Below are 13414 nucleotides of genomic sequence, written 5' to 3'. Positions count from 1 at the left end.
CCGACAGCGCCGAGGGGGACGCCACCCCGGCGCACCTGGCGAGCAGCGCGGACGACACCACGGCCGTCGCCACCGGCGCACTCCGCGTCGCCGCACCCGCCGCGCCCCGCGGCACCCGCGCCGTCGTCGCCGACTTCCGCCGCACCGCCGGCGCCCTCGTCCGTACCCAGGTGACGCGTGCCCTCGCCACCGTGCCGGGGCTCAAGGCACGGAAGACCCCCGCCGAGCTCGGCATCCCGCCACGCGCCTACCACCTCTCCGGCACCGTCCCCGTCGGCGAACTGCTCCCCGAAGCAACCCCGTCGGCCCGCCCCGACAACGGCGACACCGGCAGCGACGCAAGCAGTGACGCCAGCACCGCGGCGCCCTCCACCGCCTCCGGCGCCGTCCACGCCGCGCTCCCCGCCCAGTCCACCGCCGCGGCGGCGCCGCGCGTCGTCGGCGTCCTCGACACCGGCTCCTCCGCCGGGGGTGACTTCAACGCCACACCGCTGCTCTCCGCCGGCTCCTGGGCCGCGGGCTCCTCCTCCGGCGCGTTCACCTACACCTACCCCCTGGAACTCCCCGAGGCGCCCGGCGGCCTCACCCCCTCGGTCGGCTTCGGCTACTCCTCGCAGTCCGTCGACGGCCGCACCAGCGCCTCCAACAACCAGTCGTCCTGGATCGGCGACGGTTGGGACTACAACGCCGGCTCCGTCACCCGCACCTACGTCTCCTGCACCCAGGACGCCGAGAAGTCCGGCGCCAACAACTCCTCCCGCAAGACCGGCGACCTCTGCTGGGGCTCCCACAACGCCACCCTCAGCCTCGGCGGCACCACCACCGAGCTCGTCCGCGACGACGCCACCGGCGTCTGGACCACCTCCGGCGGCGACAACTCCAAGGTCGAACTCCTCAAGGACACCGCCCTCGGCAACGGCGACGCCGACGGCGAGTACTGGCGCGTCACCACCACCGACGGCACCCGCTACTGGTTCGGCCGCAACCGCCTGCCCGGCTGGACCTCCGGGCGCCCCGAGACCCAGTCCGTGCTGACCGTCCCCGTCGCCGGCAACCACCCCGGCGAACCCTGCTACAAGGCGGGCGACTTCGCCGGATCGTTCTGCGACCAGGCTTGGCGCTGGTCCCTCGACTACGTCGAGGACGTCCACGGCAACGCCATGTCCCTGTGGTGGGCCCGCGAGACCAACCACTACGCCAAGAACCTCGACTACCGGAAGCCGGTCGCCTACCACCGCGGCGGCCACCTCCGGCACATCGACTACGGCCAGCGCGCCGACAGCGTGTACTCCTCCGACGCCCTCGCCCGCGTCACCTTCACCGTCGCCGAACGCTGCTTCGCCGAGGGCTCCGCCACCTGCACCGACGACGCCTTCACCTCCGGCGACCCGGGCCGCTACCGCATCTGGTACGACACCCCGGCCAGCCTCTACTGCAAGCCCAACACCACCTGCTGGAACGGGTCGCCCGCGTTCTTCAGCCGCAAGCGCCTCGCCACCGTCACCACCTCCGCCCAGCGGCAGGAGGGCACCACCGCGCGGCAGAACGTCGACCGCTACCGGTTCACCCAGTCGTTCCCGCTGCTGCGCACCGGCGCCAACACAGCGCTGTGGCTGGAGTCGATCACCCGCACCGGCTTCGCCGTCAACGGCACCACCAGCACCTCCCTCGCGCCCGTCCGGTTCGAGCCCAACGTCGACGCCATGCCCAACCGCGTGGTGCGCGGCCCACGCGACCCCCGGCCCGGGTTCGACCGGCTGCGCGTCGGCCGCGTCATCAACGAGTACGGCGGCGAGAGCGTCGTCACCTACTCCACCCCCACCGGGCCGTGCGCCGCCGGGGAGAACCTGCCGACACCCCAGGCCAACACGCAGCTGTGCTACCCGGTCCACTGGCACCCCGACCCCGAGTCCGACGACCTGGACTGGTTCCACAAGTACGTCGTCACCGCGGTCGAGGAACTCCCCGCCGTCGACGGCTCGTACCCGGTGCTGACCGAGTACGAGTACGGCACCCCCGCCTGGCGCCTCACCCAGCAGGAGTTCAGCAAGAAGACCCGCCGCACCTACTCCGACTTCGGCGGCTTCGACCTCACCACCGTCTACTCCGGCGTCGAGGACGAACTGACCGGAGCCCGCCGCAGCAAGGCCGTCACCCGCTACTTCCAGGGCCGCGGCGACGACGTCACCGTCCGCGACGTCGAGGGCAACGCGATCGCCCCCGACCGCGAGGCGTTCGCGGGCCGCATCGCCGAGGAACTCAGCTACGACGCGCACGACGCCCCCGCCGGCCGCTGGCTGACCCGCAGCGTCACCGTCCCCGAGGCGACCCGCCTCGCGCAGCGCGACCGCGGCGACGGCCTCACCCCGCTGCGCGCCTGGCGCGTCACCGAACCCACCGAGACGAGCTGGACCCGCTCCTCCGGAACCGGCGACGACAAGCGGACCCTGCGCACCCTGCGCACCAACACCACCTACGAGACGACCCACGGCCTGCCCACCCGCGTGGAGTCCCTCGGCGACACCGGCCGCACCGGCGACGAGTCCTGCACCCGGCTCGAATACCACCACGTCGCGTCGGCCCACGTCATCGGCCTCACCCGCCAGGCCCTGACCTCCCCGACGACCTGCGCGGACGCCGACTTCGCCGACCTCACCACCCTCACCGACGGCGCCCGCGTCGGCTACGACGGCAACGGCTACGGCACCGCCCCCACCAAGGGGCTCGCCAGCCAGTCCTGGTCCCTGAAGGCCGACGGCTCCGGCTTCCAGAACGACGGCACCAGCGCCTTCGACAACCACGGCCGCGTGGTCTCCATGACCGACCCCGACGGCAACACCGGCACCCTCACCTACACCCCGGCCACCGGTCAGGCGTACCGCCTCACCGAGACCAACACCCTCGGCCACAAGCAGACCACCCAGATCGAACCCGGCCGCGCCGCCGGGATCAGGGTCACCGACGCCAACGGCCACACCTCCAGCTCCGTCTACGACCCGCTCGGCCGCCTCGTCGAGGCCTGGGGCGTCGGCCGCACCCCCTCCGCCGCGGCGGTCCCCGACCTCCGCGTCACCTACCACATCACCGCCGGCAAACCCCCGGCCGTCACCACCCGCCACCGCGGACACAACGACACCGTCCGCGTCAGCACCACCCTCTACGACGGCCTCGGACGCGAACGCCAGACCCAGGAACACGCCGTCGGCGGCGGGCGCCTGATCACCGACACCCTCACCAACCCCTCCGGCGAGATCCGCGAGTCCCGCAACGCGTACCACGCCGAAGGGACTCCCTCCACCACCCTCTTCACCCCCGACACCGTCGTCCCCAACGCCACCCGCTACACCTACGACTCCGTCGGCCGGGTCCTCACCGAGATGCCCGTCCTCAACGGTGAGGAGGACCCCGCCAAGGCCGTCCGCTACAGCTACGGCCCCGACCACGCCACCGTCATCAACCCCGACGGCGCCGCCTCCTACCGCGTCTACGACGACGCCCTCGGCCGCACCGTCCGGGTCGACACCTTCACCGACACCGCCCGCACCGAGTACGTCAGCAGCCGGTACGAGTACGACGAGACCGGGGCGCTGACCCGCGCCACCGACACCGAGGGCAACGCCTGGAGCTGGAGCTACGACCAGCGCGGCCGGCTCACCGCCGCCACCGACCCCGACGCCGGCACCGCCCGCTACACCTACGACCACCTCGACCGGCCCGTCACCAGCACCGACGCCCGCGGCGTCACCCTGTGGACCGGCTACGACCGCCTGTCACGGCCGCTCGGCACCCGCCGCGACAGCTCCACCGGCGAACTCCTCGGCACCTACACCTACGACACCGCACCCGGCGGCATCGGCCTCCCCGCCACCGCCACGCGCTACACCGACGGCCTGCCCTACGGCATGTCCGTCGGCGGCTACACCCCCGACTACCAGCCGACCTCCTCCACCCTCACCCTCCCCGCCGAGATCGCCCGCCACTGGGGGCTCGCCGAGAGCTACACCTACGGCTACGAGTACACCGACACCGGACTGCTGCGCTCCACCCAACTCCCCGCCATCGGCGGCCTCAAGGCGGAGAAGCTCCTCGTCCGCTACACCGCCGACGGGCTGCCGCTGACCGTCTCCGGCTCCGACTGGTACGCCAGCGAGACCATCTACTCGCCCTACGGCCACGTGCTGCGCTCCGCACTGGGCGCCCACCCCTACCGGGTGTGGGCCACCGCCGACTACGACGAGGCCACCGGCGAACTGCGCGAACAGCGCACCTACCGCGAACAGCGCGACGACGCCGGCCTCGTCCCCGGCTTCCTCGCCTCCCACCGCTCCTACCGCTACGACCCCGCCGGCAACGTCACCGCCATCCGCGAACACGCCGGCAACCTCACCGAACGCCAGTGCTTCACCTACGACCCGCTGGGCCAGCTCACCGAAGCCTGGACCTCAGGCGAGCAGACCTCCTGCACCGCACCCGGTCAGAGCGGCGCCGCGCCCCACTACCCCGACGGCACCAGCAACGTCGCCAAGGGCCGCGACCTCTCCGGCTACTGGCACTCCTACCGCTACGACACCCTCGGCAACCGCACCGAACTCACCCGCCACGACCTCGACGGCGACACCGCCGGCGACGCCGTCACCAGCTATCGCTACGGCGAGGGCGGCGCCACCGGCCGCGCCCTCACCTCCGTCGAGTCCAACTTCCGGACCGCGCAGGGCGCGCTGATCAAGGCCGTCTCCCAACGCACCTACGACGCCGCGGGCAACACCACCACCGTCTCCGACGGCGGCGACACCCAGACCCTGTCCTGGACCCCCGAAGGCGACATCGACCGCGTCTCCGGACCGGGCAGCAGCGGCGCCGTCCCCTACCTCGGGCCGGGCGACAAGTGCCTCGACCTGCGGTCCGCGATACCGGAACCCGGCCAGGCCGTCCAGCTGTACGGCTGCAACGCCACCGCCGCCCAGAAGTTCACCTTCACCCCGGCGCCCGGCCAGAGCGACGCCGACCTCGGCACCCTCACCGTCGTCGACCACTGCCTCCACCCCGCCGCCGGCACCCGCGGCGCGGCCGTCGAGGTCCAGCCCTGCGACGACACCGCCGACCAGCTGTGGCAGCGCACCGCCGGCGGACAGCTCGTCCACCACGACAGCGGGCTCTGCGCGGCCGTCTCCGGCGGCCAGACCGCCAACAGCACCCCCGTCGTCCTCGCCGCCTGCGACGCCGCCGCCACCGCCCAGCAGTGGTACCCGCAGGGCGAGGTGCGGTACGTCTACGGCCCCGACGGCGGGCGCGTCCTGACCCTCCAGGACCGCCAAGCCGTGCTGAACCTCGGCGAGGCCGAGGTGACGGTGCTGCGCGGCGGCACCCTGGTCAGCACCCAGCGCACCTACGCCGGCCCCGGCGGCGCCGTCATGCGCTACGCGGACGGCACCGGAGCCTCCCGACTCGTCGCCCTGACCAGCGACCACCAGGGCACGCCGTACACCGAGACGGCGATGCAGGCGGGCATGCAGGTCCGGGTACGGAAACAGGATCCGTTCGGCGGCGTCCGCGCCGCCTCCACCACCTCGCCCAACCTCCGCACCCACCTGGGGTTCCTCGGCGCGACACGCGACGACGCCACCGGCTACGTCCAGCTCGGCGCGCGCACCTACGACCCGGCGATCGGACGGTTCCTCTCCCTGGACCCGGTGCTCGACATCGCCGACCCGCTGCAGGCCAACGGCTACGCCTACGCCCACAACAACCCCGTCACCCACGCCGACCCGACCGGTCTGGCCATCAGCCTGACCGGCGCGGAGCGCACGGCGGCGCTCGCCGCCGCCGGGCTGACCGCGTCGCAGGTGGCTGGTGCGCGGGCCGCACAGAACAAGAGCCTGCAGTCCGTGATCATGGGCGCGGCCTGGTCGGTGCTGAAGGAGTTCATCGGCATCAACGACGCCGTCCGCTGCTTCAACGGCGACCTGTGGGGCTGCGGCGCGGTCATCCTCAACGCGATCCCGTGGACAAAGCTGTTCAAGGTCGCGTCCGTGGCACGGGCCATCAATCGAAGCGTCTCGGCGATCAGCGCCTGGCGGAAGGCCAAGGCCGGCGCGGGGGCGATCCTCAGCCGCGCCAGGCTCGCCGAGTCGCGGGCGCTGCGGGTGAAGCAGCTGAACGCGGCGCGCGCCCGCGCCGCGGCTCAGTTGAAGCGGGCGAAGGCCGCCGCGAAGAAGAACACGGTCAGCAACAAGGCGACGACGGCCAAGAAGAAGACCGGCAACCCGGTCCAGAAGAAGGCCGCCGGCCGATCCAACCCGAAAGCCACCACCGCACCACCACCCCGCATTAGCGGCGGCGGGGGCGGAGGCGCGAGCCGAGGCGGCAGTTCGGGTGGCACCAGCAAGGCATCGGCCAGCCGCCCCGCCGGCAGCACCGGCGCCGGCTCACGCGCGGGCGGCGGTGGTAACTCCGGCAACGGCGGCGCAGGCAAGGTGCAGTCAGCCGGAAGTGGCGGGGACTGCCCCACCAACCCCAACAGCTTCGTTCCCGGCACTCGCGTTCTGATGGCGGACGGCTCCTCGAAACCGATCGAGGACATCCAGGTCGGTGACCGCGTGCTGGCGACCGATCCCGAGACGGGCGAGACCCGAGCCGAGACCGTGACCGCCGAGATCCTCGGCAACGGCGAGAAGCTGCTGGTCGACGTCACGGTCGAGACCGACGACGGTGAGCGGGAAGTCATCAGCGCCACCGGTGGACATCCCTTCTGGGTACCCGAACTCGACGCATGGACCGACGCCGAGGAGCTCCAACCCGGCCAGTGGCTCCGCACCAGCGCCGGCACCCACGTCCAGATCACCGCACTCACCCATCACACCACCACCGCAACCGTCCACAACCTCACCGTCAACAACCTCCACACGTACTATGTGCTGGCCGGAGTGACGCCGGTCCTGGTTCACAACTGCCAGGTCGAATACGGGAGCACGGATCTCAGTCAGGCGGTAATTCAGGAGCGCCTGAAGCTTGGAAACAAGGCCAACAACTTCGCTGCGGCCCGCTACGCGGATTCGTCAGGTGCGGAGCAGGTCATGGTTGCCTTCTCCTCCAAAGGGCGAGGTAATCACGCTGAGCAGAAGCTGATTCGAGCGATCGGGAAAGATGACATCTCCGAGATCTATTCGGAGTTGCAGCCCTGCCGGAATTCGTGCGCTCCAGCAGTTGCGGGAATCAGAACTACATGGTCTTGGAACTGGACCACTTCCGCGGAGGGTGCGGTCTCCCGCAAGAGCCAGCTAGCGGCTGTGCGTGGAGCGTTTGCTGGCGCCCTCTCTGGGAACTGGTAGCCTGCGCGAAGTCGTCAGTGTCCGCCGCTTTGGTTGCAATTGAACCTGGATCTGTATATGTCACCGAAACTCACGTACGCCATACAGTCGCTGAAGGGCCTGCGCAACGACCCGGCTCGGCGGTTCTTGGGTGATGTCGGGCTTCCGGCCGACAACCTACTGTTCGGATTTGCGGAGCCCATAGCTCGGCAAGTCGAGGCGTATGGTAGTGAGCGAGAATTCATCCGGGTTGGCGAGAGTGGAGACGATGAAGAGTTCTGCGTAGATGTTGACACGGGAGAGGTTGTCTGTATCAACCTGGCGGATGCCAGTGTCTGGCACGTGAGTGAATCGCCAGAGAAATTCCTTGCATGTCTCGAAGAGTTTACGTCTCGTTACCCGTATGGGGAAAGCGAATCTGAACTTGAGGACAGAGAGGTCATGGCGAACACTCTGAAAGAGGCGCTTCTTGCGATCGACGCCACCGTCTTCGATGAGGACCCGGGGTATTGGTATACAATCCTCGGCGACGTGGCTATCGGTGACTACAGTGAAGAGTGACACTTGGTTTGAGGTGCTGATCCTCTCGCGAAGTAAGCTACGGCGTGGCAAACTCGAGGCCCCGTCAGGTGTGTCTCGACGGGGCTTCCGCGTGGGGGTAACGGCAGTAGTTGACGGCAACGTCAGTGGACGGTGGCTGCACGCAGTGGAGGATCGTCGCCGGGGCCAGCGTACGGCCCCCTGACCATTCCCGACCCCAACCCGGTCAGGACCCCGACCAAAGCCCACTCCGCCGCCCTCACGCGCGCAGCCGTCTGACGGCGCCGCCGACGGCAACAGGGGTACACAGCAGGGCACTTCTCGCAACTCCACAGACTGGCCGAACTCCGCTGACCTGTGAAAATGCACCTGACAGCACCTCAGCACGCACACGTACCATGTGCTGGCGGGCGAGACTCCGGTCCTCGTTCATAACAGCAACTGCGGAATCCTGCCAAAGCCAAGCGTCTCTGATTCCAATCTTCAGAACTTGGTAAACGATCTCTATAAGGGGACAATCAATTCGGCCCGAACTGGAGACGGTGCGACGATGTCGGAAATTCTCGAGGAGCTCAGCTCGGGTCAACTCGTGCATAACCGTAACCAATGTAGCCAAGGGGAACCAGTACGCTAGGGGGCTGAATGGGCGGATAAGAAAGAACAGTAGAAATGGCGACCCGCACGACTTGATCGTGGCGAGAAGCCTGCTTGCCGGCCTTAAGTCGGCTCTCGCAGGGAATTAATGGGGATGAATGAGAATCAGTTCTTTCATGGCCTCCTTCAGGGCTTTCCGCAGCTCGAGGACTTGCATGCTCGGCATGTGGAATTCTATGAAGAGCGCCTTTCCCATGTTCTACTGGCGGACGTCGTGCGGTGGGCGGTGGGTTTGTTCAGCGAGGCTGGCCAGGGTTCGGTCGAGGAGATTACTGTGCTTCGTTTGATCAAGTTCATCGAGCGTGCGTATGTGCAGGGTGATGATGAGGTCAAGGAATTGATCAGGTTTTCTTTCATTGAAAACCTCCCGTATCTTAGCGAGGACGGGTACCGTATTTGCGAATGCCTGACGGGTAATCTCCTGAAGATGCTTATGGAGCGTTAAGATCTGCGTGTACCGTCTCGCAGGGGCCTGTTTCATGGAAATCTCATCGTGTTCGAGTCAGATGTGCTAAGCAGAATGAAGCCTCGCCAGATGCGTCCGGGTGGGGCTTCTGCGTTGGGTGACAGAAGTAGTTGACGGCAACGTAGCGGACGACGGCGGCGCAGGGTGGCGGTTCGTCGCCGTCGGAGCGAGCTGCCTCGGTGCTCTCCGAGCTGTCGAGTTCGGCGCTGAGGGTGTCGATGGCGTCGCGCTGAAGGCGGAGCCGGACGTAGGCGGTGGCGTTGACGCCGATGTGGGCGTGGCCGAGGAGTTCCTTGATGACGACGAGTTCAACTCCCCGCTCCAGCAGTAGGGTCGCGGTCGAGTGCCCGAGGTCGTGAGGGACGCGATCTGGCGGCGGTGGCAGCTCGAGTGGCGGACCTCCGTGCACCAGCTCGGCGGACGGCTCCTCGAAACCGATCGAGGACGTCCAGGTCGGTGACCGCGTGCTGGCGACCGATCCCGAGACGGGCGAGACCCGAGGCGAGACCGTGACCGCCGAGATCCTCGGCAACGGCGAGAAGCTGCTGGTCGACGTCACGGTCGAGACCGACGACGGTGAGCGGGAAGTCATCACCGCCACCGGTGGACATCCCTTCTGGGTACCCGAACTCGACGCATGGACCGACGCCGAGGAGCTCCAACCCGGCCAGTGGCTCCGCACCAGCGCCGGCACCCACGTCCAGATCACCGCACTCACCCACCACACCACCACCGCAACCGTCCACAACCTCACCGTCAACAACCTCCACACGTACTATGAGCTCGCAACACGATCATGGTCGGGTCTTCTTGAGGCGTCGGTAGCAGATGAGGCTGCAGGCGAAGGAGACGAAGGCGTCGTGGAGTTCGGTGCGGCGTTCCCAGCGCACAGCGAGGCGTTTGAAGTGGTGGAGCAGGGCGAAGGTCTGCTCCACGACGTAGCGGATCTTGCCGATGCCCTTGATATTCGGTGATCCCTTGCGGGAGATGACCGGCAGGATCCGTCGGCGACGCAGCGCGTCGCGGTTGGGGTTGGAGTCGTAGCCTTTGTCGCCGAGCAGAGCCTCCGGTCGTCGGCGGGGCCGGCCGGGGCGGCCTGCGACGGGTGGAATGCCGTCGACCAAGGCGAGGGTCTGGGTGACGTCGTTGACGTTGGCCGCGGTCGTGATGACCTTGAGCGGGGTACCGCGTCCGTCGCAGATCAGGTGGTGCTTGCTGCCCGTCTTCCGCCGGTCGACCGGCGACGGACCGGTGTCGGCGCCCCCTTTTTCGCGCGGACGTGGGAACCGTCCACACACGCACGCGACCAGTCGAGTTCGCCGGCCGCGTTCAGCTCGGAGAGCAGGACCCGATGCAACTGGTCGAAGACTCCTGCCTCCTGCCACCGCTCCAGCCGTCGCCAGCACGTCTGCCCCGAACCGAAACCCAGCTCCAGCGGCAGCAGTTGCCAGGCTATGTCGTGTACAGAACGAACAGGATGCCCTGGAGGCAGAGCCGGTCCGACACCGGCCTCGGCCCCGGAGACCGCTCCGGCCACGGCGGCAGCAACGGCTCGACCAGAGCCCACAACTCATCGTCCACGATCCACGGTCGGGTACCCACACCCTCACGAACGGCCGAATCACCACACCGGTAACGGCCCACCAGGACGATTCAGCAAGATCGTGTTACGAGCTCTATGTGCTGGCTGGGGCTGCGCCGGTCCTCGTTCACAACTGCGGAGGGATCGACGACGATGCCCACGCAGCACTTCAGGATCGCCATGGGCCTGAGATTGCCGATGGCGTTGACTACAACGTTCAGCGCATGTGCCCGACTTGCAACTCGGCCAGCGATGCGGCGGATCACACCATCAGTGGAATTGGCTGCAACACGGACGAATTGGCTAGGTACTTGGCTCGTCAGCGCGGCTTGGGCATGACTCATGTCGACCGAAGGAAGCCAGGAACAACTACCAGACGCGATGAGAGTAGAGTGGACTCATGGGGTAGAGGTGTGACGGTCGTTCAAAATTCCCACATGGTTCACGCTTATCATCAGTCGTAGAACGAGTTCAATAGCATCTTCAATAAGCTGAGGTGAGGCCGTATGTATGGGAGGGTCCGCCTCAGGCGTTCGGGTGAAAGTTACGTACTCAGCTTCACTCCGGCCCAATTCGAACTGGTCAGAAGGGTGCTTGTGGATCTCTATGGCGGCAGTCACTCTTCGGAAGTAGTGGCTGTCGTGGCGGGTGATGCGTCGGAGGGACTTCTCGAACTTAGGGAGCGAGAAGTGGACTTCAGTACGCGCTCGAACGTTGAGGTTGCGCTGAGTCACTCCGACCTTCGGGCGTTGTATGGGGCCCTGGCTTTCGCCTTCTTGAATCGTGCGTCGGAAGAGGCGTTTCACAACAGGTACGGCTTCTACAGCGAGAATGTTCAGGCTGTCGGGTGGGCGATCTGTGTGGCTGTTCATGGAATAGGGAGCTCGATGAAGTGATTTAGAAGTTGTCTCACGTGGTGAGTTTCGTGAGTTTCTTGTAGCAGGTCAGCGTGGCGGCCAGGCCGAGGAAGGCGAGGAAGTGGGAGCCCTTTCGCTCGTATCGGACGGTGAGCCGTCGGTAGCCGAAGAGCTCGGGATGTCACGTTTCGTGCAGCATATTGGGAGCGCTGGCGTACATCGAATCCGAGTTGCTGTCGATGACCCCGGCGCTGCTTCCCGTGTCGACGTAGTAATTGATTCTGGAAGTGAAGAGCGAGCCCTGACAAGCGTAGACGGCTATCCGTTGCCCTTGTGCGTAGTAGCAGATATGTCCATCTCGGTAAATCTGATGAACTTGGACTGATTCTTTCGTCTTATGGTCAGCCGCATGGTCGGCTTGCTGCGTCGTTCAAGCTCATCAAGCTGGCTTCGGAATTTGATCCTTTGGGGCGCGTGGCAACTCTTAGAGAGTTTCGAATGCGCATGGTCTGCGAGTGGCTCAGGTGGCTTGTCCCTGTGGCTTCTGTAGAGGCAGTCTCTGCCGTCTCTGATTACATGTCCGCACGGCTGAACGGAACTGCGACGGTAGGAGTCGATCACGTTTCAGCGGAGATCGCTGCGGATGCAATTGCCCAGCTGCACGGTGATCGTTCGTAGGTGCTGCGCGCCTGGGGCTGTTTGAGGGTGAGTCATTTCGACGCTGGAGGCGGCTCATTGGTCGAAACTGAGCTTGGCGTTTACCCTGAGCGGGTTTGGTAGTTTTGATCGTTTTAGCGCGTTTGGCTGTCTTTTCGACGTTGTGACGTCTGGCGCGGTGCTTGTTCTTCGATCCGGTGGGTCGTCCTGGCCCTGGTCGTGAGGGTTTTGGTGCGGAGGGGGTCGCTACCATGCGGGATGTGCTGAAACGATGTGCCTTATCCAGGCGGAGGCGGCCGAGGGCGGCCGAGGGAGCGGCCGGGATCCGAGGGGGGATCGTTCAAAGTGGGGTAAAGGTGCGGGCATTGAATTCGCCGCCCGGTGGCGCGCACGGCACGCCTGCCAGTCCATGTGCGTTGGTCTGTCAGCCCAGGCTGCGGCATCAGGGAATCAGTTTCGAAGGTGGTTGATTTGGCCAGAGAGCACCTCCAGGTCAATCGATTCGGGTTTGCCGAGTACGAAGACATGATTGAGCTCGCCCATGAAGTAGATGCTCCAAGGGTGGTGGGAGTGTTGAGTTCGATCGTGGAGTTGGTTCTCGCAGGGGAAGACGCCATGCTCGATTCGCTATCGGATGGTGCGCAAGCAGATTTCGTAGTCCCTCTAGGGATGTGTGCGAGGATGCTTTCGAGCTGTGATTGTTCGCCGCTGGAGCTGGTCTCTGCCGCCTGCACCGTGAGATATAGCGCCGAATCGCACATGTCTGAGTTCTCGGACAGCCTCGCGCGTATGCTGTCTCAGCTGCCACGCTGAGTTACATGAACCTGCGGCGTGGCGGCGTCATGTCGCGCTCACCTGTATGGGTCTCAGGCCCCAGGAGCCAGCACCCGCGAGGATCTCGACTGCCGGATCGCTCTCAGAAAGCCTGACCTGCCCTTAGTGGCTGGCATTCGGCCTAGGAGCCCTGTCGCATCAGCGGCAGGGCCATCGCAGAGACCTATGAGTACCGTGTGGCTCTGAAAGCGATAGGTGGTGAAGTTCACGTGGTCGATCCCGCAGAGTACGACAAGAATATTGCCTCGCATTCAAAAGCATTTACGTAAATTTGAATGCGCTTTCGGGAGGGTCCGCGAGGCACATAAGGGGCGCCCGGTCGGCGAAATCAGGCAGGCTCTCCTGGGAGAATTCGAGTTCGAGGATTTGGCCGCGTGGAGTGAAGTTGTAGATTACGCGGCTCGCCGCATTACCGAAGAGCAGCCGGATGAGGCGTAAGGCCACCCGCGCGTAGGCTGCATCGGCTTCGTGACGGCTCCCGCGTCCGGGCCAGAGGGGGGGGGGGGGGGGGGGGGGG

General features: G+C 66.4%; 3 protein-coding genes and 4 pseudogenes. 4 read left to right on the top strand and 3 right to left on the bottom strand.

Going from position 1 to position 13414, the window contains the following annotated elements:
* Positions 1-35 precede the first annotated feature (35 nt).
* The 3 genes from HCJ92_RS08615 (at position 36) to HCJ92_RS08605 (ending at position 8946) form a co-directional block, all read left to right on the top strand.
* Positions 36-7328: a ricin-type beta-trefoil lectin domain protein gene (locus tag HCJ92_RS08615; protein WP_245240709.1), complete on the top strand. Its 7293-nt coding sequence runs from the start codon at positions 36-38 to the stop codon at positions 7326-7328.
* A gap of 57 nt (positions 7329-7385) precedes the next feature.
* Positions 7386-7868 (top strand): SUKH-4 family immunity protein, encoded by a 483-nt coding sequence (locus HCJ92_RS08610; protein ID WP_167932869.1) that lies wholly within the window; start codon positions 7386-7388, stop codon positions 7866-7868.
* Between the two features lie 727 nt (positions 7869-8595).
* A complete protein-coding gene (locus tag HCJ92_RS08605) occupies positions 8596-8946 on the top strand; it encodes a DUF7674 family protein (RefSeq protein ID WP_167932868.1) in 351 nt (116 codons plus the stop codon).
* Positions 8947-9091: 145 nt separating this feature from the next.
* On the opposite strand, the pseudogene HCJ92_RS25905 reads toward HCJ92_RS08605, so the two are convergent.
* Positions 9092-9325: pseudogene (locus HCJ92_RS25905) on the bottom strand (site-specific integrase); the annotation flags it as partial.
* A gap of 106 nt (positions 9326-9431) precedes the next feature.
* Here HCJ92_RS25905 and HCJ92_RS08595 point away from each other — a divergent pair.
* Positions 9432-9689 (top strand): annotated as a pseudogene (locus tag HCJ92_RS08595) (polymorphic toxin-type HINT domain-containing protein); the annotation flags it as partial.
* A gap of 72 nt (positions 9690-9761) precedes the next feature.
* On the opposite strand, the pseudogene HCJ92_RS08590 reads toward HCJ92_RS08595, so the two are convergent.
* Both HCJ92_RS08590 and HCJ92_RS24775 read right to left on the bottom strand, forming a co-directional pair.
* A pseudogene (locus tag HCJ92_RS08590) lies at positions 9762-10551 on the bottom strand (IS5 family transposase).
* A 907-nt stretch (positions 10552-11458) separates the two neighbouring features.
* Positions 11459-11578, bottom strand: a pseudogene (locus tag HCJ92_RS24775) (IS5/IS1182 family transposase); the annotation flags it as partial.
* Between the last annotated feature and the right edge of the window lie 1836 nt (positions 11579-13414).

The organism is Streptomyces spiramenti, assembly GCF_012034385.1.
Lineage (GTDB): Bacteria > Actinomycetota > Actinomycetes > Streptomycetales > Streptomycetaceae > Streptomyces > Streptomyces spiramenti.
This window is presented reverse-complemented; position numbering and strand designations above follow the sequence as displayed.

Coding starts and splice junctions, on each gene's coding strand:
- HCJ92_RS08610 (WP_167932869.1), top strand. CDS start 7,386: ATGTCACCGAAACTCACGTACGCCATACAGTCGCTGAAGGGCCTGCGC.
- HCJ92_RS08605 (WP_167932868.1), top strand. CDS start 8,596: ATGAATGAGAATCAGTTCTTTCATGGCCTCCTTCAGGGCTTTCCGCAG.